The organism is Rathayibacter sp. AY1A4 (assembly GCF_002930955.1).
In the GTDB taxonomy this organism is placed as follows: Bacteria; Actinomycetota; Actinomycetes; order Actinomycetales; family Microbacteriaceae; genus Rathayibacter.
Genome location: NZ_PSTN01000003.1, coordinates 79,744 through 102,892 on the forward strand (window position 1 = coordinate 79,744; position 23,149 = coordinate 102,892).

Sequence of the window (23,149 nt, forward strand, 5' to 3'; positions counted from 1 at the left end):
GTCCTGGTCGCCCGAGAGCGAGGAGCGAGCGCGTCCGCGGTGAGCGGACGTGGATCCGCCCCGCGGCTCAGGAAATATACTAGGGGGCTGCCGCATCGCGGCCCCTTGCCCCACTCCTCCCGAACCGAACGCCATTTCTTGGCGGGAACGGACAGCACTGTGCTCAGCGTGCACGACCTCGAACTCCGAGTCGGCGCCCGACTCCTGATGGAGAACGTCTCCTTCCGGGTGGGCGATGGCGACAAGGTCGGCCTCGTCGGCCGCAACGGGGCGGGGAAGACGACGCTGACCAAGGTCCTCGCGGGCGACCTCATCGCCTCGAAGGGCACGGTCGACCGCGGCGGCGAGATCGGCTACCTCCCCCAGGACCCGCGCTCCGGCGACCCGGAGGAGCTGGCGCGCACCCGCATCCTCGACGCCCGCGGGCTGGGGCAGCTGGTGCTCGGCATGCAGGAGGCGACGGTCGCGATGTCGAGCAGCGACACCTCCGTGAGCGAGGCCGGGATGAAGAAGTACGGCAACCTCACGGACCGCTTCCTCTCCCTCGGCGGATACGCGGCTGAGGCGGAGGCCGCGTCGATCGCGAGCAACCTCAACCTCCCCGACCGGATCCTCGACCAGCCGCTCAAGACGCTCTCCGGTGGCCAGCGGCGCCGCATCGAGCTCGCGCGCATCCTCTTCTCCGACGCGAGCACGCTGATCCTCGACGAGCCGACGAACCACCTCGACGCCGACTCCGTCGTCTGGCTCCGCGAGTTCCTCAAGAACTACCGCGGCGGCTTCATCGTGATCAGCCACGACATCGAGCTGGTCGGCGAGACCGTGAACCGCGTCTTCTACCTCGACGCCAACCGCCAGGTCATCGACGTCTACAACATGAACTGGAAGAACTACCAGCGCCAGCGCGCCGCCGACGAGGAGCGCCGCAAGAAGGAGCGGGTCAACGTCGAGAAGAAGGCCGGCGCCCTCCAGCTGCAGGCCGCGAAGTTCGGCGCGAAGGCCTCGAAGGCCGCAGCGGCGCACCAGATGGTCGCGCGTGCCGAGCGCATGCTCAGCGGGCTCGAGGAGGTCCGCGCGGTCGACCGCGTCGCGAAGCTCCGGTTCCCGACCCCGTCCGCCTGCGGTCGCACCCCTCTGCAGGCTCAGAACCTGTCGAAGAGCTACGGCTCGCTCGAGATCTTCACCGCCGTCGACCTCGCGATCGACCGCGGCTCCAAGGTCGTCATCCTGGGGCTCAACGGAGCGGGCAAGACGACGCTCCTGCGCATCCTGGGCGGCGTGGACCAGCCCGACACCGGAGTGATCGAGGCCGGGCACGGCCTCCGGATCGGCTACTACGCGCAGGAGCACGAGACGATCGACGTCAAGCGCTCGGTGCTCGAGAACATGGTCTCCTCCAGCCCGAACCTCACCGAGACCGAGGCGCGCCGGGTCCTGGGCTCGTTCCTGTTCACCGGGGACGACTCGCACAAGCCGGCCGGGGTCCTCTCCGGCGGAGAGAAGACCCGTCTCGCCCTGGCGATGATCGTGGTCTCGGGCGCGAACGTGCTCCTGCTCGACGAGCCCACCAACAACCTCGACCCCGCGAGCCGCGAGGAGATCCTCGACGCGCTCGCGCACTACGAGGGCGCGGTCGTCCTGGTCAGCCACGACGAGGGAGCCGTCGAGGCGCTGAACCCCGAGCGCGTCCTGATCATGCCGGAGGGCACCGAGGACCACTGGGCGGCCGACTACCTCGACCTGATCACGCTCGCCTAGCGGGCGTCGAGCAGCTCGTCCTCGACCTCGGAGTCGCTGCGGCCGCGGCGTCGGCGGCGCTCCTCGCGCCGCTCCTCGGCCGCGACGACCTCGGGGTCGTCGGCGTTGCGGATGCGGTACTCGTGGCGGATCGCCCAGCCGAGCCCGCCGAAGCCCATGACGGCGAACAACACCCACTGGACGGCGTAGCTGATGTGCAGGCCCTCGTCGGCGACCGGCTTGATCGCGGCCAGCGGGGGAGCGTCGACCGGCGCCGGCGCCTCGGCGACCAGCAGGCCGTACGCCGAGGTCCGCAGGGGCTCGTCCAGCTGCGTCGACAGGTCATCGAGCTGGATCGTGGCGATCTGGCCGGCCGGTGCGGAGCGTCCGTCGATCCGTCCCTCCGCGGGCTTCAGGCGGGCGACGACGGTCACCTCCCCCTCGGGCGGCGCGGGGATCGCGTCGGGGGAGTCCTGGGTCGAGCCGACGGGGACCCAGCCGCGGTCGACGACGAACACGCTGCCGTCGTCGAGCCGCAGCGGCGTCAGGATCTCGAAGCCGGGGTTGCCGTTGTAGGGCCGGTTGCGGACGAGGGTCTGCCCCTGCGTCTCGTAGACGCCGGTGACCTCGACCGGGCGGTACTCGAGCGCGTCGTCCCACGTGGAGTCGGCGGGGAGCAGCCCGTCGAGCGCCACCGGGTCGGCGGTCCAGTTCGCGGTGACCAGCCGATTGGTCGAGGCGGCCTGGTCGAGCCGCGCGACCTGCCAGCGCGAGAGCAGCACGCAGGCGACGGCGAAGACGATCGCGAGAGCGAGATAGCCGAACCAGCGTCGCGAGAAGACGAAGCGCCAGGAGGGACGGGGCGCGTCGCCGCTCATCGTTCCGCTCCGCGGTCGACCGTGTAGAGCGGCTTCACCTCGAGCGGGAAGTCGCGGGCGAGGAGGAACTCGCGCAGGAACTCCAGGTGCTCGCCGCAGGCCAGCCAGGTCTTCCGACGGTCCTCCGCGTGGATCCTCGGGTTCCGCCACTCGATCGCGAACGTCGCCGTCCGCGGGCAGCCCGCTCGGGAGCAGGCGTGCGCGTCGGGGACCCGGCCGAGCGGGATCACGGCCGGTCTCCCCGCGGGTCGCCGCCCTCGGGGCCGGTCGGCGCCTCGGAGTCGGGGGCGGGGGCGGGGGGCGGTGGGACCGGCCGGGAGAGGACGATCGCACCCGGCCGCTCGACGTTGCCGCGCTCGCCCGCACTGCCGACGTTGGCCAGCACGACGGCGAAGTAGGGCAGGACCACGGCGCCGATGGCGAAGAACAGCAGCCACCAGCCGTGGGCGAAGAGCAGGCAGATGACGCAGAGCATCCTGATGCCCATGGCGATCGAGTACTTGATCGCGCGGGAGCGCCGCTCGGCGCTCGGCGACGGCGGTAGGGAGGTGAGTGTCTCGCGTGGTTTCACAGCCATGCAAGCCTACGTCGCGGCGGGCGGGTGCAGGCCGGGAGGGCCTCATCCCGGAATCTGTTGCGCGACGCGCCTCTAGGATGTACGGGTCGCCCGGCGCCGCACGAGCGCCGGCAGGAGGGACACCATGACCACGCCGCGCACCGTCCTCGTCACCGGGGGCAACCGGGGGATCGGCTTCGCCATCGCCCAGGAGTTCGTGGCCGCCGGTCACCGGGTCGCCGTGACCGCGCGCTCGGGCTCCGGCCCGGAGGGCTCCCTCACCGTCGTCGCGGACGTGACCGACGCCGCCTCCGTCGACGCCGCATTCACGCAGGTCGAGGCGGAGCTGGGCCCGGTCGAGATCCTGGTGGCGAACGCGGGCATCACCCGCGACACCCTGCTGCTGCGCATGACGGAGGAGGACTTCACGTCCGTCGTCGACACGAACCTCACCGGGGCGTTCCGCGTCGTCAAGCGCGCATCGAAGGGGATGCTCAAGCAGCGCTTCGGCCGCGTCGTCCTCATCTCCAGCGTGGTCGGCCTCTACGGGTCGCCGGGCCAGATCAACTACTCCTCGTCGAAGGCCGCCCTCGTGGGCTTCGCCCGCTCGCTGACCCGCGAGCTCGGCGCCCGCAACATCACCGCCAACGTCGTCGCTCCCGGCTTCATCGAGACCGACATGACCGCGGAGCTCTCGCCGGAGCAGCAGGCGGAGTACCGGAAGAGCATCCCGCTCGCCCGTTACGGCACCGCTGCCGAGGTCGCGAAGGTCACGCGCTGGCTGGCCGGCGACGAGGCGGCGTACATCTCGGGTGCCGTGATCCCGGTCGACGGCGGCCTCGGGATGGGCCACTGACCGATAAGCCCTGGGCTTATATCCGGCGGATATAAGCTCTAGGCTTATGCGATGACCTCCTCCGATGTCGTCGCCGTGCTCCTGGACCTGGTGACCTCCCGCTCCCTCGTCGACCGGGCGGGCGCCCAGCGCGAGATCGAGCGGGGCTTCGCCGAGGTGGAGGCCGCGGTCCCGGCGATCCAGCCCCTGCACCCGACGGTCGGCGACGAGTTCCAGGCGATCTACCCCTCCGTCCACGCCGCGCTCCGGGCGACGCTGCAGGCGCGCCTCTCGCTCCCGGCCGGCGTCGACTGCCGCGCCGGCATCGGCCTGGGCGAGGTGCGGGTGGTCGGGTCGGGGATCGCCGGGGACCTCGAGGACGGGTCCGGTTGGTGGCACGCGCGCGAGGCCATCGATCGCGCCCACGCGCTCGAGGACGGTGCCGTGCCCACGGCCCGCGGATGGTTCGTCGCCGGGGACGCCGACGGAGACCCCGGCGAGGCGGCGGTCAACGCCTACCTCCTCTCCCGCGACGCCCTGGTCGGAGCGCTCAGCGCGCGCGATCGCCGGCTCGTGCTGGGGAGCCTGCGCGGAGCGTCGCAGAAGGAGCTGGGCGAGCAGGAGTCGATCTCGCAGCCCGCCGTCTCGCAGGCGCTGCGGCGCGCGGGAGCGGGCGCCCTCCTCGCCGGCGCGCGCCTGCTGGAGGAGACGTGCTGACGGCGCTGCTGCTCGCCGTGATCGGCCTCGGCGACCTCGCGCGCACGCACCTCCGCCGCCGTGCGGCCCTCCTCGCGATCCCCGTGCTCGCCGCCGCAGCCGTGACCGCAGCGCTCCTCGTCGGAGCCCCGCCGCTCGGTGCGGCGATCGTCGTCGTCCTGGCCGGAGCCTGGCTGCTGACGACCACGACCGTCGAGAACGCGCGGCCGCCCGGGGGTCTGCGTCCGGCCGTCGCCCTCGTCGCGGCGGTCCTGGTGCTGACCGCTGTCGACCGCGCCGCCGGCGTCCCGACGGGGCCGCTCGCGCCGACAACCGTCGCGAACACGCTCCCTCCGATCGAGCAGCTCGCTCTGGCGGTCGGAGCCGGGCTCTTCCTGCTGGAGAGCGGCAACGTGATCGTGCGGGCGGCGCTGTTCCGCGAGCTCCCGCAGGCCGAGCCCGCGCCGCGTCCGCGCTGGAGCGAGCGGTTCGCGCGTCGGGAGCCGGCCGACGCCCGCCTGCCGGACCTCCAGGGCGGGCGCACGATCGGACCGCTGGAGCGGCTGCTGATCGCCGGCCTCACGCTCGCCGGAGCGATCGGCCTCGCCGGTGCCGTGCTCGCGGCCAAGGGGATCGTGCGCTTCCCCGAGATCTCCCGCGACGGCGGCAGCGGCGAGAAGGCAGAGTACTTCCTGGTGGGCTCGCTCGTCAGCTGGGCGCTGGCGCTCGGCTGCGCCGGACTCGTCGCGATCGCGGGCCGCTGACGCCCCTGAGGGCGGGGGAGGCGGGCCTCAGCCGCGGAGGCCGAGGACAGGCAGCAGCTGCGACAGGTCGAGGCCGCCGACGACGAGGTCGGCGCGCTCGCGCACCAGGGGCTTGGCGTTGAAGGCGACCGCGAGGGAGGCGACCGCCATCATCTCCAGGTCGTTCGCACCGTCGCCGACGGCGATCGTGCGCTGCGGCGGGACGCCCGAGACCGCCGCCCACTCGCGGAGCGCCTCCGCCTTGGCCGCGGCGTCGATGACCGCCCCGTCGACCGCTCCGGTCAGCAGGCCGTCCCCGCAGCAGAGGCGGTTGGCCCGGACGAAGTCGAGGCCGAGCGCACCGGCGACCGGGTCGAGGACCTCGTGGAACCCGCCGGACACCACACCGATGCGGCCGCCGGCGGCGTGGACGCCGGCCACGAGCTCGGCGGCGCCGGGCGTGACGCGGACGCCCGAGCTCACACCGGGGAGCACCGACTCCGGGACCCCGGCGAGAGTGGCGACCCGCTCGCGGAGGCTCTCGCCGAAGTCGAGCTCGCCGCGCATCGCCCGCTCCGTGACGGCGGCGACGCGCTCCTCGGAGCCGGCGTGCACCGCGAGGAGCTCGATCACCTCGTCCTGGAGGAGGGTGGAGTCCGCGTCGAGGACGACGAGGAAGCGGGCAGGCGTCACAGGACGCTCACTCATGGGCCGGTCCGATCGGTCGGGTGGGCGCGCCGGGGCGCAGAGCTCGACCCGCGGGGGTGCTACGGGTGGACGACGACGCCCTTGCCGACGACGGTGATGCCCGACTCGGTGACGGTGAACCCGCGCTCGCGATCGCGGTCGTGGTCCACGCCGACTCGAGCACCGGGCTCGACGACGACGTCCTTGTCGAGGATAGCGCGGACGACCAGCGCGTCCGGGCCGATGCGGACCTTGTCGAAGACCACCGAGTCGGTGACCGTCGCGTTCGACTCGATGACCGTCCAGGGCCCGACGACGCTGCGCTCGATGTGCGCGCCCGAGATCACGGTGCCGAGCGAGACGACCGAGTCGACCGTCGATCCCATGTTGCCCTTGCCGTCGCGGACGATCTTGGCGGGAGGGGAGTTCAGCTGCGACGAGAAGATCGGCCACTGCTGGTTGTAGAGGTTGAAGACCGGCAGCGCCGAGATGAGGTCCTGGTGGGCCTCGAAGAAGGAGTCGATGGTGCCGACGTCCCGCCAGTAGTAGCGGTCGCGGTCGGTCGAGCCGGGGACGTCGTTGAGCTTGAGGTCGTAGACGCCGGCCTCGCCGCGCGCGACGAAGTCGGGGATGATGTCGCCGCCCATGTCGTGGTCCGACGTGGAGGACTCGCCGTCGCGGATGACCGCGTCGATCAGGGCGTCCGCGTCGAAGACGTAGTTGCCCATCGAGGCGAGGACCTCGTGCGGGGAGTCGGCCAGGCCGACGGCGTCCTTGGGCTTCTCGAGGAACTCGGAGATCATCGTCGGGACGATGCCGTCGCCCGCCTCGTCACCGGCGAGCTGGATGACGCCGAACTGGTCCGCGAGCTCGATCGGCTGGCGGATGGCCGCGACGGTCGCCTTCGCACCGGACGTGATGTGCGCGTCGATCATCTGCGAGAAGTCCATGCGGTAGACGTGGTCGGCGCCGACCACGACGACGATGTCGGGCTTCTCGTCGCGGATCAGGTTGAGGCTCTGCAGGATCGCGTCGGCCGAGCCGCTGAACCAGCGCTTGCCCAGGCGCTGCTGCGCGGGGACCGAGGCGACGTAGGAGTTCAGGAGCCCGGAGAGGCGCCAGGTCTGCGAGACGTGGCGGTCGAGCGAGTGCGACTTGTACTGCGTCAGCACGACGATCTGAGTGAGACCGGAGTTGATCAGGTTGGACAGCGCGAAGTCGATCAGCCGGTACTGCCCGCCGAACGGCACCGCGGGCTTGGCCCGGTCCGCCGTGAGGGGCATGAGGCGCTTTCCCTCGCCGCCGGCGAGGACGATGCCGAAGATCTTCTTTGACTGCATGGCACCACAGTAGGGGCTCGGGCTTCCCCGTGGACCCCGGCTGTCGCCGGGGGAGCGCCCTGTACTACGGTTCGGGGGTGCGAGTCGATCTGCTGACCAAGGAATACCCGCCCGAGGTGTACGGGGGAGCCGGTGTCCACGTGGCCGAGCTCACCAAGGCGCTGCGCAGCGACCTGGAGGTCGTGGTGCGCTGCTTCGGCGCGCCGCGCGAGGAGGAGGGCACGTTCGCGTACTCCGTCCCCGCGGAGCTCGCCGAGGCGAACGGCGCGCTGCAGACCCTCGGGGTCGACCTGCAGATCGCGCAGGACGCGGCGGGGGCCGACCTGGTCCACTCCCACACCTGGTATGCCAACGCCGCGGGGCGTCTCGCCCAGCTCCTGCACGGCATCCCGCACGTGGTCTCGGCGCACAGCCTCGAGCCGCTGCGTCCGTGGAAGGCCGAGCAGCTCGGCGGCGGCTACCGCGTCTCGAGCTGGATCGAGCGGGAGGCGTACGAGAACGCCGACGCCGTGATCGCGGTGTCCGGCGGCATGCGCGAGGACATCCTCCGCTCCTACCCGGCCCTGGACCCGGCGAAGGTCCACGTGGTCTACAACGGCATCGACCTCGACGCCTGGCACCCGGTCGAGGACGAGGCCGTCCTCGCCGAGCTGGGCATCGACCCCTCGCGCCCCTCCGTGGTCTTCGTCGGCCGCATCACCCGGCAGAAGGGCCTGCCCTACCTGCTCCGCGCCGCCGCGACCCTGCCTCCCGAGGTGCAGCTCGTGCTCTGCGCGGGCGCCCCCGACACCCCCGAGATCATGGCCGAGGTCACCTCCCTCGTCCGCAGCCTCCAGGAGGAGCGCACCGGCGTCGTCTGGATCGACCGGCACCTGCCGCGCCACCAGCTCTCCGCGGTCCTGACGAACGCGACCACGTTCGTCTGCCCCTCGATCTACGAGCCCCTCGGCATCGTCAACCTCGAGGCGATGGCCTGCGGTGCGGCGGTCGTCGGGACGGCGACCGGCGGCATCCCGGAGGTCGTCGACGACGGCGTGACCGGCCGTCTCGTCCCGATCGAGCAGGTCACCGACGGCACCGGCACCCCCGTGGACCCGGAGCGCTACGTCGCCGACCTGGCCGCCGCCCTCGCCGAGGTCGTCGCCGACCCGGAGACGGCGAAGCGGATGGGCGCCGCGGGCCGCGAGCGCGCGCAGAGCCACTTCAGCTGGACGCAGATCGCGCGGGACACCCGGGCGATCTACGACTCGCTCGTCTGAGCCTCCCGGCCGCCTCCTTTAGAATGGCTCCCATGCCCAGCGTTGTCTCGTTCGTCGATGTGTCCTTCGTCCGGAACGGCAAGCGGATCCTCGACCACGTGTCGTGGGACGTGGCCGAGGACGAGCGCTGGGTGATCCTCGGCCCCAACGGGGCGGGCAAGACCTCGATCCTGCAGATCGCCGCCGCGCAGAACTACCCCTCGACCGGTGCCGCGCACCTGCTCGAGGAGACCCTCGGCCGCGTCGACGTGTTCGAGCTGCGCCCGCGCATCGGCTACGCCTCGACCGCGATGGCCCGCCGCCTCCCGGCCGGCGAGACCGTGCTCGACGTCGTGATGACCGCCGCCTACGCCGTCACCGGCCGATGGAACGAGGGCTACGACGCGATCGACGAGCGCCGAGCCCGCCGCGTGCTGTCCGAGTGGAAGCTCGAGCACCTCGCCGAGCGCACCTTCGGGACGCTCTCGGACGGCGAGCAGAAGCGCGTCCAGATCGCCCGCGCGATCATGACCGACCCCGAGCTGCTCCTGCTCGACGAGCCGGCCGCGAGCCTCGACCTCGGCGCCCGCGAGGAGCTCGTCCAGCTGCTGGGCGGCTTCGCGAAGGACCCGGCGTCGCCCGCGATCGTGATGGTGACCCACCACGTCGAGGAGATCCCCGACGGCTTCACCCACGCCCTGCTCCTCCGCGACGGAGCGGTGGTGGCGGCGGGCCCGCTGGCCGAGTCCCTGACCGAGGCGACGCTCGCCGAGACCTTCGGGCTCGACATCGCTCTCACCCGCGAGAACGGGCGCTTCTCGGCCCGCGCCCGCGGCTGACTCCGGCTCCGGGGTCCGGGCGCGGCGCGACTTCTGCGCGCGCTGCCGGTCTGGTATTCTCGGTAGCTGGTTCGGGCCCGTTCGCGGTGCGCCCGCCCTCATCCACCCGTTCCCGTCGACGACAGGTGCGGTTCAGGACCATCGACGACAGGACACGACCATGAAGACCGACATCCACCCCGAGTACTCCGCGATCGTCTTCCGCGACCTCGCGTCCGGTGAGACCTTCCTCACCCGCTCGACCGCGAAGAGCAGCAAGACGATCGAGCTCGACGGCGTGACCTACCCCGTCATCGACGTCGAGATCTCCTCCGCCTCGCACCCGTTCTACACGGGCAAGCAGCGCATCATGGACTCGGCCGGCCGCGTCGAGAAGTTCAACAGCCGCTACAAGAACTTCGGCAAGTAGCACTCCTCGAAGGGCCCTCGACCTCACGGTCGGGGGCCCTTCGTCGTTCCCGCGGGGCGGTCCTCAGTAGCGGTAGAAGCCCTCTCCGGTGGCCGTTCCGAGGCGGCCGCGATCGAGGTACTCCGTCTTCAGGTGGGCGGCGAAGGCCTGGGAGGCCTCGTCCGGGGCCGCGGCGGCGATGTTGTAGGCGGTCCGCAGACCGACGACGTCGAAGATCTGGAAGGGTCCGAGCGGGGCGCCGGTGCCGATCCTCCAGGTCTTGTCGATGGTCTCGTGGTCGGCGTAACCGCCCATGAGCAGCCCCGACGCGGCGTTGAGGAGCGGCACCAGCAGCGAGTTCAGGACGTAGCCTGCCTTCTCCTTCTGCAGCCTGATGGGCTCGAGGCCGCTGGAGACGGCGAACTCCACGACGGCGTCGACCACGGCGGGGTCCGTGTCCGCCGTTCCCATGATCTCGGCCGTGTTCTGCGCCCAGACGTGGTTGGCGTAGTGCAGCGCGAGGAACCGGTCGGGCCGGCCCGTCGAGGCCTTCAGGTCGCTGGGGAGCAGCGTGGACGAGTTGGTCGCGAAGACCGTGCGCTCGGGAGCGAGCGCACCCAGGCGGCCGTACAGCTCCTGCTTCAGGCCCAGGTCCTCGGGGACGGCCTCGATCACGAGGTCGGCGTCCGCGACAGCCTCCGCGAGGTCGGAGGTGAGGCGGAGCGAGTCGAGCGCCTCCTGCGGTCCGCCGGCGACGCCGCCGGGCACCGACTCGTAGACGCCCGCGAGACCGCGGAGCCGCTCGCGCGCCGACTCGAGGACGTCGTCGGAGAGGTCGTAGACGGTGACGGCGAAGCCGTGGAAGGCCGACTGGAAGGCGATCTGGGAGCCGAGCACTCCGCTGCCGAGGACGGTGACCGTGCGGATCGTGGGCATGACTTCTCCTTGCGAGAGGGGGGAGGGGGAACACGTGCTCATCCGATCCCACAGCGCCGCGGTCCGCGGAGCGAGGGCTTGCACCGACGGGCGGGCCGTGGCCGTCGGGGAGCCGGCGCGGTAGCGTCCCGGCATGGTGTCCTTCGCCGGCAAGCCGATCCTGCCATTCACGACTCCCGAGGAGTGGGACGCCTACCTCCGCGGCGAGCCCGACCCGGACGGAGTCCGGCTGAAGCTGCGGAAGAAGGCCGCCGTCGATCCGGGGATCACCTACGCCGAGGCGCTCGACATCGCGCTCTGCCACGGCTGGATCGACGGTCAGGCGGGAGCCTTCGACGAGCAGTTCAAGCTCCAGGCCTTCACCCCGCGGCGTCGCGCTAGCCCGTGGTCCAAGGTCAATCGCGATCACGTCGCACGGCTGCTGGCGGAGGGCCGGATGCTGCCGGGCGGGCTGGCCGAGGTCGAGCGGGCACGCGCCGACGGGCGGTGGGACGCGGCCTACCGGCAGCGCGATGCGGAGGTGCCGGACGACTTCCAGCGGGCGCTCGACGCGGATCCGCAGGCCCTGGCCTTCTTCGCGACCGTCGGCGGGCAGAAGCGCTTCGCGTTCCTCTTCCGCCTCTCGCAGCTGAAGCGGGCGGCGACGCGGGAGCGGCGGATCGCGGAGTACGTGGCGCTCCTGCGCGAGGGGCGCACGCTGACCTGAGGGGTCAGTGGCGGACCGGCCAGCCCCCGTCGGCGACGAAGGACTCGTCGCGGACGCGGCGCATGTACTCCTGGAAGGACTCGGCCTGGGTGCGGCACCAGTCGACCTGGAGCGCGTGCAGGGCCTCCGCGCCGACTCCGAGCTCGTCGGCGAAGGCGCGGCCCAGCGCCTGGGCGACCCGACCCGCCGCGATCGCGTCCGCGCCCGCGTCGTGCGCCTCGGTGAGGGCGACGCCGTAGTGCTCGGCGGCGAGGGTCAGGGTGCGCTTGCCCTTGCGGTAGCGGTCCACCGCCTTGTCGATCACGAGCGGATCGACGACGGGGCTCGGGTCGAGCAGCACGGGCACGCCCCAGCGGCGCGCCTCGTGGGCGAGGAGCGAGAGGTCGTAGGGGGCGTTGTAGACGACGACCGGGATGCCGCGGGCGAGGAGCGAGTGCAGCGCCTCGGAGATCTCGGCCACGACCTCGCCGGCGGGGCGGCCGTGCGCGCGGGCGTGCTCGGTGCTGATCCCGTGGACGGCGGAGGCGCCGGCCGGGATCTCGACCCCCGGATCGGCGAGCCAGGTCGTGCCCTCGATCGGCTCGCCCGCCGCGTCGATCACGCCGACGTGCGCGGTGACGATGCGGCTCGTGCGGACGTCGATGCCGGTGGTCTCGAGGTCGAACACGGCCAGCAGATCGAACCACCGCGCCCCTTCGGAGGGGACGAGCTCCTGCTCGGCGTCGTCGAACAGCATCGGCTCGGTCTGCGTCTCGGTCGTTCCGGTGGTGCTCACGCCGACAGCCTAAAGGGGGCCTCCGACATCGGCCGGAGGCCCCTCGGCGTGCTGCCGGGTCAGCGGGCCTCGTGCGCCTTGGCGACGTGGAGCCAGAAGAAGCCCTGCGTGCCGAGTGTCATCGTCAGCGTGCCGTCGTCCGAGAATCCGGGGAAGCGGCCGCCGCCGAACAGGTCGCTGAGCGTCGATCCGGGGTTCTCCGGGTCCGTGATCGTGACCGAGACCGGGTTGTGGTTGAAGCTGAAGACGCAGAGCACCTCCTCGGGCTGGTCGCCCATCTCGGAGCCCGAGCCGGCGTAGTCCCGCACGAAGGCGAGCACCGACTCGTGGTCCGTCTCGAGGACGCGCATCGACCCCAGGCCGAACGCCGGGTGGCCGCGGCGCACGTGCAGGACGTTCCGCATCCAGTGCAGCAGGGAGCGGGACTGCGCCAGCTGCGCCTCCACGTTGACCTGGTTGTAGTGGTAGACGAGCGACTGGACGATCGGCTGCACGAGCTTGCCGGGGTCGGCGGCCGAGAAGCCGGCGTTGCGGTCGGGCGTCCACTGCATCGGCGTGCGCGACGCATCGCGGTCGTTGAGCCAGATGTTGTCGCCCATGCCGATCTCGTCGCCGTAGTACAGGAACGGGCTGCCGGCGAGGGAGAAGAGCAGGGCGTTAATCAGCTCGAGCTCGGCGCGCGAGTTGTCCAGCAGCGGCGCGAGCCTGCGGCGGATGCCGATGTTGGAGCGCATCCGCGGGTCGTAGGCGTACCAGCCGTACATGGCCTGGCGGTACTCCTCGGACACCATCTCGAGCGTGAGCTCGTCGTGGTTGCGGAGGAACACGCCCCAGGCGGCGCCGCTGGGGATGTCGAACGTCTCGGAGAGCACCTTCTTCAACTCGTTCGCCGTCTGCGCGCGGAGGGAGTAGAAGATGCGCGGCATGACCGGGAAGTCGAACGCCATGTGGCACTCGGGCTCCTCCTCCGTGCCGAAGAACGCGGCGACCTCTCGCGGCCACTGGTTCGCCTCGGCGATAAGGATGCGGCCGGGGTAGTCGCGGTCGACCATGGTGCGGAGGTTCTTGATGAACTCGTGGGTGGGCGGCTCGCCCTCTCCGTTGCCCTCGTCGGACTCGTAGAGGTAGGGGATCGCGTCGAGCCGGATGCCGTCGACGCCGAGGTCGAGCCAGAACTTGACCACGTCGTGGATCGCCTCGTGCACGGCGGGGTTCTCGAAGTTGAGGTCCGGCTGGTGCGAGAAGAAGCGGTGGAAGTAGAACTGGCGGCGCTCGGCGTCGAAGGCCCAGTTCGAGTCCTCGGTGTCGACGAAGATGATGCGGATGTCCGGCCACTTGTCGTCGGTGTCGTTCCAGACGTAGAAGTCGCCGTAGGGGCCCTCGGGGTCGGACCGGGACTGCTGGAACCATTCGTGCTGGTCGCTGGTGTGGTTGAGCGGGAAGTCCATCACGATGCGCATGTTGCGCTCGTGGGCCTTCCGGACGAGGTCGCGGAAGTCCTCCATCGTGCCGAACTCGGGGAGGATCGCCTTGAAGTCGGAGACGTCGTAGCCGCCGTCGCGCAGAGGCGACATGTAGAACGGCGGGAGCCAGAGGGCGTCGATCCCGAGCCACTGCAGGTAGTCGAGCTTGGAGGCGAGCCCGTTGATGTCGCCGGCGCCGTCACCGTTGGAGTCGTAGTACGACCGGATCATCACCTCGTAGAACACCGCCCGGCGGTACCACTGGGGGTCGAGGGCGAGTCCGGGGAGTTGGATCGGCGACGTGAAGCTCACGGTGCTCCTTCTGCTGCTGCCTGAGCGGATGACCGTCTCGCGAGACGGGTGGGCGGTGCGCCGTGTTGCGAGCGCGTGATCATGCTCCCGGCTCGGATCGAGGCCACGCAAGGCGTTGCGGCCAGATCTTCGACGGGCTTTCCCTACGATAAGGAACGCGATGACCACTCCCTCCCCCTACGCCTCCGATCTCGGCCGTGTCTCCGTCCGCGAGGCCGCGGTGGACGTCGCCGGATCCCGCACCGCCTACTGGACCTACGGCGCTCCGGACGCCTCGAGCGTCCTCGTGCTGGTGCACGGGTTCCGCGGCGAGCACCACGGCCTCGAGCCCGTCGTCGCCCGTCTGCTCGCCGGGGGAGCGGACGTGCGGGTCGTCGCTCCCGACCTGCCCGGCTTCGGCGCCTCGACCCCGATGACGCGCCTGCCGCACGACGTGGACGGCTACGCCTCCTGGCTCGGCTCCTTCCTCGACGCGCTGGGGCTCCGCGGCGAGGCGGCCGTCCTCGGCCACTCCTTCGGCTCGATCGTCGCGGCCGCGGCCGTCGCCGACGGGCTCCCCGCTCCGCTCCTGGTGCTGGTCAACCCGATCGGCGCGCCCGCCCTGCAGGGTCCCCGCGGAGTCCTGACCAGGCTCGCCGTCCTCTACTACCGGCTCGGCGCGCTCCTGCCGAAGCCCCTCGGACGCCGCCTGCTCAGCGACCCGCTGATCGTGCGGGTGATGAGCCTGGCGATGGTGAAGACGAAGGAGCCGGCGCTGCGACGCTTCGTGCACGACCAGCACGACCGGTACTTCAGCGCCTTCGCCTCCCGCGACACGGTCCTCGAGGCGTTCCGCGCCTCCGTCTCGCACGACGTCGGCGAGTACGCCTCCCGGATCGGCGTGCCGACCCAGCTGATCGCCGCGGCGCAGGACGACATCACTCCGCTCCCGGCGCAGTACCGCCTGCTCGAGAGGCTGCCGCACGCCCGCCTGCACGTCATCGACGGAGTCGGCCACCTGATCCACTACGAGACGCCGGACGAGGCCGCCGCCGTGCTGCGGACGGCCCTCGAGGAGGGGATCGACCGATGAGGATCGTCGTCGACTGCCGGTACACCCGGCTCGAGCGGCACGACGGGATCAGCCGCTACACCGCGGAGCTCGTCCGCGAGCTCGCGAAGCTGCACGACGTGACCATGCTGATCAGCGACCGCCGCCAGCTCGCGATGCTCCCGTCGCTCCCGTGGGAGCGCGTGACCGGGCCGACCAGCCCGTTCGAGCCGTTCGTCGCGCTGCTGGTGAACCGGCTGCGGCCCGACGTGGTCTTCTCGCCGATGCAGACCATGGGCTCGCTCGGCCGCCGCTACCGGCTCGTCCTGACCGTGCACGACCTCATCTACTACCGCCACCGCACCCCGCCGCGCGACCTGGCCGCTCCCGTGCGCGCGCTCTGGCGGCTCTACCACCTCGCCTGGTGGCCGCAGCGGAGGCTCCTCCAGCGCGCCGACGCGGTGGTCACCGTCTCGGAGACGACCCGCGACCTGATCCGCTCCCACCGCCTCACCACCCGGCCGGTGGTCGTCGTCCCGAACGCGGCGACCGAGCCCGACGAGGCGAGCGCCGCTCTGGCGGGATCGCTGCCCGACCGGTCGGCCGCGCGCTCGCTCGTCTACATGGGCTCGTTCATGCCCTACAAGAACGTCGAGACGCTCGCTCGCGCGATGCGGCTGCTGCCCGACTACGAGCTGCACCTGATGAGCCGGGCGAGCGACGAGACCGTCGAGACGCTCCGGGCCCTGGCGCCGACCGCGAAGCTGGTGTTCCACCAGGGGGCGCCGGACGCGGAGTACCGTGCGGTGCTCGCGCGGGCGACCGCTCTCGTGACGGCGAGCAGGGACGAGGGCTTCGGGATCCCGCTGGTCGAGGCGATGGCGCTCGGGACGCCGGTCGTGGTGAGTGACATCCCGATCTTCCGCGAGATCGCCCAGGACGCCGCCGTGTACGTCGACCCGTCGAGCGCGAAGGGCATCGCGGACGGTGTGCGGTCGCTCGAGGACGGCGCCGTGTGGCGGACGCACTCGGCCCGGGCGAGGGAGCGGGCCGCGGCCTTCTCCTGGCGCGACTCCGCCCGGGTGCTCTTCGGGCTCCTGCAGGACCTCGGCCGGCGCTGACGCGGTCCGGCGATCGGACCGCCTCCGGGAGGCGGGCCGTCAGGCTCCCGGGGCCGGGCTGAGCACGTCGTCGAGGTCGACGTCCGCCACGACCACGTCGCCGGAGTCGTCGACGCCGACGATGCGCAGTGCCCCGTCGACGATCGCGAAGTCGTGCCGGGAGCCGTTGCCGACCGAGACGCCGTGCACGGGGAGGTCCTCGCTGCTGAGCGCGCGGATCAGGCTGCCGATGACCGCACCGTGCGTGGCGACGACGACGGACGCGTCGGGGAAGCGCTCGGCCACCTCGAGCAGCGCGGCGGTCGCCCGCTCGACGACCTCGGCGCGGGTCTCGCAGCCGGGGATCGGCGCGCGCTCGATGCCTCCGGGAAAGCGCTCGGCGAGCTCGGGACCGGTCATCCCCTCCGCCTCGCCGTAGGCGCGCTCGGCCAGGCCCGGCACCGCCAGCGGCTCGTCGAGTCCGAGACCGCGCGCGATGATCGCTCCGGTGTCGAAGGCGCGCTGCAGCGGACTGGCGACCACCGCGTCGAAGCGCCGGTCGGCGAGCAGCCGCGCCGCCGCCCGCGCCTGGGCGCGCCCGGTCGCGTTGAGCGGGATGTCGCTCCTGCCCTGGATGCGCCGGGCGGCGTTCCAGTCGGTCTGGCCGTGGCGGACGAGGGTGAGCTGGGTCACAGGGGCCTCTCGGGAGGTCGGGTGTGGAGCGGGCGGGAGCTCAGAGGGCGGCGGTGCGACGCGCGGGCAGGCGCTCGGCGAGCTCGCGGAGCACCTCGCTGGTGCCGCCGTCGATCTTGATGCTCGCGCGCGAGTCGCCCTTGGTGGTGCCGCGGTTGACGATCACGATCGGCATCCGGGCGCGACGGGCGATCTCGAGGAAGCGGATGCCGGAGTTGACCACGAGCGACGAGCCGGCCACGAGCAGGGCGTCGGCGCCCGCGACGATGGCGCGCGCCTCCTCGAACCGCTCGGTCGGGATGAACTCGCCGAAGAAGACGATGTCCGGCTTCAGGATCCCGCCGCAGACCGTGCACTCGGGGACGGTCATCGCCGAGACGTCGTGGACCTCGGCGTCGCCGTCGGGGTTGAGGGAGGAGACGTCGGGGTCGTCGAGCCAGGGGTTGAGCGCCTCGATCCGCTCGGCCACCGCGTCGCGGGCGAAGTACTGGCCGCAGGTCATGCAGCGCACACGGTCCGCCGAGCCGTGCAGATCCACGACGCGGCGCGAGCCGGCCCGGACGTGCAGGCCGTCGACGTTCTGGGTGACGACGCCCGTGAGCAGGCCGCGCTCCTCGAGCCGGGCCAGGGCCCGGTGGCCGTCGTTGGGGAGCGTGCTGGTGAAGCGGCGCCAGCCGAGCTGGCTGCCGGCCCAGTACCGGCGGCGGTAGTCGGGATCGGCGACGAACTGGGAGTAGGTCATCGGGCTGCGCACCGGTGCCCCGGCTCCGCGGTAGTCGGGGATGCCCGAGTCGGTGCTCATGCCCGCGCCGGTGACGACGGCGATGCGGCGCCCGCTGAGGAGTTCGACGGCCTGCTCGACCGCGAGCGCCTCGGGGCCCTCGGCGACCGGTGTCGGACTCGACTCCATCCGCGCCTCCTTCGAGGGCCGTTCGAGCGGCCCCCGGCGAGTTTAGTCCGCGCCGTGCCCTAGATTGCCGGGATGCCGATCGTGCACATCACCGACCTCGACCACCCGCTCCTCGCCGACTACCACCGCCTCACCGACGTGGCGCTGCGGCGGGTGCTGGAGCCGGAGGGCGGTCTGTACATCGCCGAGTCCGCCAAGGTGATCGAGCGGGCGCTCGACGCCGGGCACCGTCCCCGCTCGGTCCTGGTGCAGGAGAAGCGGCTGCCGGACGCGGCCGGGGTGCTCGAGCGTCATCCCGAGGTGCCGGTCTTCGTGGCGCCGGATCCGCTGATCGAGGAGCTGACCGGGTTCCACCTCCACCGCGGAGCGCTCGCCTCGATGCACCGTCCGCCGCTGCGGCCGATGGCCGAGCTGCTGGAGGGCGCGCGCCTCGTCGTGATCCTGGAGGACCTGGTCGACCACACCAACGTCGGCGCCGTCTTCCGCGCCGCGGCCGGCATGGGCGCGGACGCGGTCCTCGTGACGCCGCGCTGCGCGGACCCCCTGTACCGGCGCAGCGTCCGGGTGAGCATGGGCACGGTCCTGCAGGTGCCGTGGACGCGCACCCCCGAGTGGGCACCGGCTCGCCGCGCTCTGGAGGAGGCCGGGTTCTCGGCCGCCGCGCTGGCGCTCGCTCCGGACGCGGTGCCGCTCGACGAGTACGCGGCGGCTCGCCCCGAGCGCGTCGCGATCGTCCTGGGCGCCGAGGGGGACGGGCTCAGCCGCGCGGCGCTGGACGCCTCGGACACCGTCGTCACCATCCCGATGCTGCACGGCGTCGACTCGCTCAACGTGGCCTCGGCGAGCGCCGTCGCACTGTGGGCGCTGACCCGCGGGCGCTGACCGCCGGGCTCCGGCGCTCGGCGGCCCGGCGGTGACCCGCCGCTGACGCTCGCGACGCGGGATCGGGGTCGGTGCCGCGCGTCACCCGCCGCGTCCGACGACGGGGCGGCGTCCGGGACGGGTGAGAGGCCCGCCCGTACGATGACGGGGTGACCTCCCCGACCCGATCCGACGACGCCCTCGACCTGTTCGGGGAGCCCGCCGCGCCGGAGCCGCGACCGCGTCGACGGCGCGGGGCGGTCGTCGCCGGTCTCGTCGCTGCGACCGTGCTGGTCGGTGGAGGCGGTGCCTACGCGACCAACGCGGCGACCGCGGAGCTGCCGACGGCGAGCGCCGTCGCGGTGGACCCCGTCTCGAGCACCGTCGACGCGCCCGCTCTGGCCTGGCCGGCCTACGGCTCCGGCGCCGTGGCGGCCGTGGGCATCGACGGGACGGAGGAGGACGGGCTGCTCGCCAGCTACGGCTCCACCGGAACCGTGCCGACGGGGAGCATCGCCAAGGTCGTCACCGCTCTCGTCGTCCTCGCGGCGAAGCCGATCGCAGCGGGGACGGACGGGGAGACCATCACCTTCACGAGCGCGGACGTGCAGTACTACAACGACACTCTGGCCGAGAACGGCTCGAACGCTCCGGTCACCGCGGGTCTGCAGCTGACCGAGCGGGAGGCGCTGACCGCCATGATGCTCCCGTCCGCGAACAATTACGCGAAGTCGCTCGCGATCTGGGCGTACGGCTCGGAGGACGCCTTCCTCGCCGCGGCGCGCGGCTGGCTCGACGGGCAGGGGCTCGAGCGGACCTCCCTCGCCGACACCAGCGGGCTCTCGCCGGCGACGGTCAGCACGACGGCCGAGATGGTGCGCCTGGGCGAGCTGCTGATCGCGGACCCGGTGCTCGCTCCGATCGTCGCGACGCCGACCGCGGTCATCCCGGGGGTCGGCGAGGTCGACAACACCAACTCGCTCCTCGGCCGCTCGGGAGTGGACGGTATCAAGACGGGGACGACCGACGAGGCGGGCTCGTGCCTGCTGTTCTCGCTCGACTCGACCGTCGAGGGCCGGCCGGTCACCCTCGTCGGCGTGGTGGTGGGCGCGCGCACGCACCCGCAGCTCGCCGCGGACGTGCTGACCCTCGTCCCGACCGTCGAGGCGGGCTTCCGGACCGTCCCGCTGACCGTCGAGGGCCAGGACTACGGCACCCTCACGAGCGCCTGGGGGGAGACGGCGACGGCCGAGACCGCGGAGGCGCGGTCCGTGCTGGTGTGGGGTGCGGTCTCGACGACGACCACGGTCGCCCTCGATCCGCTCGAGACCGTCGCCGACGGCGAGCGCGTGGGGACCGCGACCGTCGACGTCAACGGCACCCCGTACGAGCTTCCCCTCGTCGCCGACGGGTCGATCGAGGACCCGGGCTTCGCCTGGCGCCTCGGCCACCCGGCCGAGCTGTTCGGCTGAGCGCGGGGCGAGCCGCCGCCTCCCGGGAGCGGATCAGGCCAGGGGATCCGCGGCCCGGTCGTCGATGATCCGCACGCCCGCGGTCGCGATGTCCTCGGCGACCTCCTCCGGCGTCGCGTTGCCCGGCACGACCGAGCCCGGCTCCGAGGCCGCGGGATCGATGCTCCAGCGCTCGGCGGAGGGCCGCTTGGCGGTGATGAAGTCGCCGGAGGACTGGTGGCGGACTCGGCGCAGCACCCAGGGCACGAGGTACTCCCGCGCCCACTGGATGTCCTCCGTGCGGGCGGCACGCCACGTGCGGGCGTGCAGCGGCTCCGGGGCGAGGGGGCGCAGGTCGTTCTCGACGTTCAGCGACTCGAGGACCATGCGCGCGACCTCGTGGTGGCCGTGCGGGTTGAGGTGCAGGCGGTCCGGCGCCCACATCCGCACGTCCTGGATCTCCTGGAGGGACCACTGGTCGGCGACGATGCAGTCGTACCGCTTGGCCAGCGCCCGCAGGTTCTCGTTGTAGATCGCGACCTTCCCGCGGATCCGCCCGAACACGGGGGAGAAGCCCACGTCCACTCCGGTGAAGAGGACGACGGTCGCCCCGTCGGAGCGGAGCCGGGCGAGGCCCGACTCGAAGCGGGACGCGATGTCGTCGGGGTCGGTCCCCGGGCGGATGACGTCGTTCCCGCCCGCGGAGATGGTGATGAGGTCGGGGCGCAGCTCCAGGGCGGGCTCGACCTGCTCGTCGACGATCTGCTGCAGGAGGCGGCCGCGGACCGCCAGGTTGGCGTAGGCGAAGTCCTCGTTCTGGCTGCCCAGGACCTCCGCCACGCGGTCCGCCCAGCCGCGGTGCCCGCCGGGGCTGCCGGGCTCGGGATCGCCGATCCCCTCGGTGAAGGAGTCGCCCAGGGCGACGTAGCGGGACCACGGATGACGCTGCTCGACCATCCCTCCATCATGCTCCGCACCCGGCCGCCGGTGGCACGGCGCGACACGCCGTGCGCCTCCCGGCGTGCCGCGGAGACCGAGCCGCTGTCGGAGGCGTCGGCTAGATTCGGTCCACGTGAACAGTCCCTCGAGCTTCGGTCATCAGGTCGGCACCTCCGCCGCTGAGCACCTGTCCCCGTCGTTCCCGGGCAGGGCACCGTGGGGTACCGCGAACAAGCTCCGCGCCTGGCAGGCGGAGGCGCTCGAGGCCTACTTCCAGCACGAGCCGCGCGACTTCCTGGCCGCCGCGACCCCGGGCGCGGGCAAGACCACCTTCGCGCTGCGGCTGGCCGCCGAGCTGCTGCACAACCGCACGGTCGACCGGATCACCGTGGTCGCTCCGACGGAGCACCTCAAGCGCCAGTGGGCCGAGGCCGCGCACCGCGTCGGCATCCGCCTGGACCCGACCTTCACCAACCGCATGGGCCGTCACGCCCGCCACTACCACGGCGTCGCCGTCACCTACGCGCAGGTCGCCGTCCGCGCCGAGCTCCACCGCGAGCTCACCCTGTCCGGGCGCACCCTCGTCATCCTCGACGAGGTGCACCACGCCGGCGACGCGCTCAGCTGGGGCGACGCGGTGCGCGAGGCCTTCGAGCCCGCCGTCCGCCGGCTCTCGCTGACCGGGACGCCGTTCCGCTCGGACACGGCAGCGATCCCGTTCGTCAGCTACCTGCCGGACGAGGAGGGCATCCGCACCTCGCTCACCGACTACGCCTACGGCTACGGCCGCGCGCTCGCGGACGGCGTCGTCCGGCCGGTGCTGTTCATGGTCTACGCCGGGCAGATGCGCTGGAAGTCGAAGGCCGGCGACGAGATGGAGGCGCGGCTCGGCGAGGGCAACACCAAGGACATCACCTCGCAGGCCTGGCGGACCGCGCTGGACCCGAAGGGCGACTGGATCCCCTCGGTCCTCCGCGCCGCGAACACCCGCCTCACCGAGGTGCGGCGCGCCGTGCCCGACGCCGGCGGCCTGGTCATCGCGACCGACCACTACACCGCGCGCGCCTACGCCGCGATGCTCCGCGAGATCAGCGGCGAGACCGTCACCGTCGTGCTCTCCGACGAGAAGGAGGCGAGCGACCGGATCGAGGAGTTCGCGAAGGACACCGGTCGCTGGATGGTCGCGGTCCGCATGGTCTCCGAGGGCGTCGACGTGCCGAGGCTCGCCGTCGGCGTCTACGCGACATCGGCGTCGACTCCGCTGTTCTTCGCCCAGGCGATCGGCCGCTTCGTGCGCGCGCGGCGCCGCGGCGAGACCGCCTCGGTGTTCCTCCCGAACGTGCCCGGCCTGCTCGCGCTGGCGGGCTCGATGGAGCTGCAGCGCGATCACGCCCTCGACCGCAGGACCTCCGACGACGAGGAGTACCCCGAGGCCGATCTGATGGCCGACGCCGAGCGCAGCGAGAAGGCGTCCTCGGATCTCCTGGAGGAGGGCCGCTTCGAGTCGATCGGCTCGGCCGCCACCTTCGACCGCGTCGTCTACGAGGGCGCCGAGTTCGGGATGGAGGTCGAGGTCGAGAGCGAGGAGGAGCTCGACTTCATCGGCCTGCCGGGGCTCCTCGAGCCCGACCAGGTGCGGGAGCTCCTCCAGCACCGGCAGCAGCGGCAGGCCAAGCGCGCCGGCAGCCGCGCGGGGGCGGCGGCCCCGGCCGAGCCGGCGAGCGAGATCCCGGCGCCGCTCTACCGCACGCTCAAGGAGCAGCGCAGCTTGCTCAACTCCCTGGTCGGCCTGTGGGCGCGGGGGACGGGCGAGTCGCACGGCCAGGTGCACACCGAGCTGCGCCGGCTCTGCGGCGGACCCGCGGTGGCGCAGGCGAGCGTGACCCAGCTGCAGGCGCGGATCGACCTCCTGCGGCGCAGGCTCGGCTCGCACTAATCGCGGTGCGGCGCCCCGGTGAGTGGCGCCGCGCTCTCGACGACGGAGCCGATCGCTGCTCCTGTCCAGCGCGGCCGGCCCCTCCGCGTGCACCGGACAG

At 72.3% G+C, this 23,149-nt stretch carries 24 protein-coding genes; 13 read left to right on the plus strand and 11 right to left on the minus strand.

Annotated elements, in window-relative coordinates; all coding sequences use genetic code 11:
* Positions 1-159: 159 nt before the first annotated feature.
* Entirely contained in the window at positions 160-1,758 is a 1,599-nt protein-coding gene (locus C5B92_RS03065; protein ID WP_104221943.1) for an ABC-F family ATP-binding cassette domain-containing protein, read from the plus strand.
* Here the strand turns inward: C5B92_RS03065 and C5B92_RS03070 are convergent.
* The 3 genes from C5B92_RS03070 to C5B92_RS03080 are packed head-to-tail and all read right to left on the minus strand — an operon-like array spanning position 1,755 to position 3,192.
* Complete coding sequence (locus C5B92_RS03070; protein ID WP_104250363.1) at positions 1,755-2,615, minus strand: SURF1 family protein; 861 nt, start codon at positions 2,613-2,615, stop codon at positions 1,755-1,757. The two genes, C5B92_RS03065 and C5B92_RS03070, sit on opposite strands and share 4 nt — an antisense overlap.
* Entirely contained in the window at positions 2,612-2,845 is a 234-nt protein-coding gene (locus C5B92_RS03075) for a hypothetical protein (RefSeq protein WP_104225286.1), read from the minus strand. The genes C5B92_RS03070 and C5B92_RS03075 overlap by 4 nt, the downstream gene beginning before the upstream one ends.
* Complete coding sequence (locus C5B92_RS03080) at positions 2,842-3,192, minus strand: DUF3099 domain-containing protein (RefSeq protein WP_104350048.1); 351 nt, start codon at positions 3,190-3,192, stop codon at positions 2,842-2,844. Before C5B92_RS03080 ends, C5B92_RS03075 begins: the two co-directional genes overlap by 4 nt.
* 124 nt (positions 3,193-3,316) lie before the next feature.
* On the opposite strand from C5B92_RS03080, the gene C5B92_RS03085 reads away from it, so the two are divergent.
* The 3 genes from C5B92_RS03085 to C5B92_RS03095 are packed head-to-tail and all read left to right on the plus strand — an operon-like array spanning position 3,317 to position 5,466.
* The gene (locus C5B92_RS03085) at positions 3,317-4,027 is read left to right on the plus strand and encodes a beta-ketoacyl-ACP reductase (protein ID WP_104232629.1); all 711 of its coding nucleotides are present in this window, start codon (positions 3,317-3,319) and stop codon (positions 4,025-4,027) included.
* Positions 4,028-4,078: 51 nt separating this feature from the next.
* Positions 4,079-4,723: a SatD family protein gene (locus tag C5B92_RS03090; protein WP_104254985.1), complete on the plus strand. Its 645-nt coding sequence runs from the start codon at positions 4,079-4,081 to the stop codon at positions 4,721-4,723.
* Positions 4,717-5,466 carry a hypothetical protein gene (locus tag C5B92_RS03095; protein WP_104254986.1) on the plus strand — a complete coding sequence of 250 codons (750 nt, stop codon included), beginning with the start codon at positions 4,717-4,719 and terminating at the stop codon, positions 5,464-5,466. Before C5B92_RS03090 ends, C5B92_RS03095 begins: the two co-directional genes overlap by 7 nt.
* 27 nt (positions 5,467-5,493) lie before the next feature.
* Here the strand turns inward: C5B92_RS03095 and serB are convergent, their stop codons facing one another.
* Together serB and C5B92_RS03105 are read right to left on the minus strand one after the other, a co-directional pair.
* Positions 5,494-6,153 (minus strand): phosphoserine phosphatase SerB, encoded by a 660-nt coding sequence (gene serB, locus C5B92_RS03100; RefSeq protein ID WP_104254987.1) that lies wholly within the window; start codon positions 6,151-6,153, stop codon positions 5,494-5,496.
* A gap of 59 nt (positions 6,154-6,212) precedes the next feature.
* A complete protein-coding gene (locus tag C5B92_RS03105; RefSeq protein WP_104221960.1) occupies positions 6,213-7,472 on the minus strand; it encodes a glucose-1-phosphate adenylyltransferase in 1,260 nt (419 codons plus the stop codon).
* Positions 7,473-7,549: 77 nt separating this feature from the next.
* Between C5B92_RS03105 and glgA the strand changes: the two genes are divergently transcribed.
* From glgA to C5B92_RS03120, 3 genes are all read left to right on the plus strand, one after another.
* Positions 7,550-8,731: a glycogen synthase gene (glgA, locus tag C5B92_RS03110; protein WP_104225282.1), complete on the plus strand. Its 1,182-nt coding sequence runs from the start codon at positions 7,550-7,552 to the stop codon at positions 8,729-8,731.
* Positions 8,732-8,763: 32 nt separating this feature from the next.
* A complete protein-coding gene (locus C5B92_RS03115) occupies positions 8,764-9,549 on the plus strand; it encodes an ABC transporter ATP-binding protein (protein ID WP_104232626.1) in 786 nt (261 codons plus the stop codon).
* Between the two features lie 160 nt (positions 9,550-9,709).
* Positions 9,710-9,958, plus strand: a complete 249-nt coding sequence (locus C5B92_RS03120; RefSeq protein ID WP_068253003.1) for a type B 50S ribosomal protein L31 — start codon at positions 9,710-9,712, stop codon at positions 9,956-9,958.
* Between the two features lie 63 nt (positions 9,959-10,021).
* Here C5B92_RS03120 and C5B92_RS03125 read toward each other — a convergent pair whose 3' ends face one another.
* Positions 10,022-10,873 (minus strand): 3-hydroxyacyl-CoA dehydrogenase, encoded by an 852-nt coding sequence (locus tag C5B92_RS03125; RefSeq protein ID WP_104308245.1) that lies wholly within the window; start codon positions 10,871-10,873, stop codon positions 10,022-10,024.
* A gap of 133 nt (positions 10,874-11,006) precedes the next feature.
* Here C5B92_RS03125 and C5B92_RS03130 point away from each other — a divergent pair, with 133 nt between their 5' ends.
* Entirely contained in the window at positions 11,007-11,579 is a 573-nt protein-coding gene (locus tag C5B92_RS03130; RefSeq protein WP_104350049.1) for a YdeI family protein, read from the plus strand.
* A gap of 4 nt (positions 11,580-11,583) precedes the next feature.
* Here C5B92_RS03130 and C5B92_RS03135 read toward each other — a convergent pair whose 3' ends face one another.
* Entirely contained in the window at positions 11,584-12,315 is a 732-nt protein-coding gene (locus C5B92_RS03135) for a 3'-5' exonuclease (protein ID WP_104350069.1), read from the minus strand.
* Between the two features lie 98 nt (positions 12,316-12,413).
* Entirely contained in the window at positions 12,414-14,129 is a 1,716-nt protein-coding gene (treS, locus tag C5B92_RS03140) for a maltose alpha-D-glucosyltransferase (protein WP_104221970.1), read from the minus strand.
* 160 nt (positions 14,130-14,289) lie between these two features.
* Between treS and C5B92_RS03145 the strand changes: the two genes are divergently transcribed.
* Together C5B92_RS03145 and C5B92_RS03150 are read left to right on the plus strand one after the other, a co-directional pair.
* Positions 14,290-15,201, plus strand: a complete 912-nt coding sequence (locus tag C5B92_RS03145; RefSeq protein WP_104350050.1) for an alpha/beta fold hydrolase — start codon at positions 14,290-14,292, stop codon at positions 15,199-15,201.
* Entirely contained in the window at positions 15,198-16,280 is a 1,083-nt protein-coding gene (locus C5B92_RS03150; protein ID WP_104225279.1) for a glycosyltransferase family 1 protein, read from the plus strand. The genes C5B92_RS03145 and C5B92_RS03150 overlap by 4 nt, the downstream gene beginning before the upstream one ends.
* 39 nt (positions 16,281-16,319) lie before the next feature.
* Here the strand turns inward: C5B92_RS03150 and C5B92_RS03155 are convergent, their stop codons facing one another.
* Both C5B92_RS03155 and C5B92_RS03160 read right to left on the minus strand, forming a co-directional pair.
* On the minus strand, positions 16,320-16,952 hold the full coding sequence (locus C5B92_RS03155; RefSeq protein WP_104232621.1) for a histidine phosphatase family protein: 633 nt from the start codon (positions 16,950-16,952) through the stop codon (positions 16,320-16,322).
* Positions 16,953-16,992: 40 nt separating this feature from the next.
* Entirely contained in the window at positions 16,993-17,862 is an 870-nt protein-coding gene (locus C5B92_RS03160) for a Sir2 family NAD-dependent protein deacetylase (protein ID WP_104350051.1), read from the minus strand.
* Between the two features lie 72 nt (positions 17,863-17,934).
* Between C5B92_RS03160 and C5B92_RS03165 the strand changes: the two genes are divergently transcribed.
* On the plus strand, positions 17,935-18,744 hold the full coding sequence (locus C5B92_RS03165) for an RNA methyltransferase (protein WP_104350052.1): 810 nt from the start codon (positions 17,935-17,937) through the stop codon (positions 18,742-18,744).
* A gap of 149 nt (positions 18,745-18,893) precedes the next feature.
* Positions 18,894-20,195, plus strand: a complete 1,302-nt coding sequence (locus C5B92_RS03170; protein WP_104350053.1) for a D-alanyl-D-alanine carboxypeptidase family protein — start codon at positions 18,894-18,896, stop codon at positions 20,193-20,195.
* 33 nt (positions 20,196-20,228) lie between these two features.
* Here C5B92_RS03170 and C5B92_RS03175 read toward each other — a convergent pair whose 3' ends face one another.
* The gene (locus C5B92_RS03175; RefSeq protein WP_104350054.1) at positions 20,229-21,131 is read right to left on the minus strand and encodes an SGNH/GDSL hydrolase family protein; all 903 of its coding nucleotides are present in this window, start codon (positions 21,129-21,131) and stop codon (positions 20,229-20,231) included.
* Positions 21,132-21,246: 115 nt separating this feature from the next.
* On the opposite strand from C5B92_RS03175, the gene C5B92_RS03180 reads away from it, so the two are divergent.
* Complete coding sequence (locus C5B92_RS03180; RefSeq protein WP_104350055.1) at positions 21,247-23,049, plus strand: DEAD/DEAH box helicase; 1,803 nt, start codon at positions 21,247-21,249, stop codon at positions 23,047-23,049.
* Positions 23,050-23,149 lie beyond the last annotated feature (100 nt).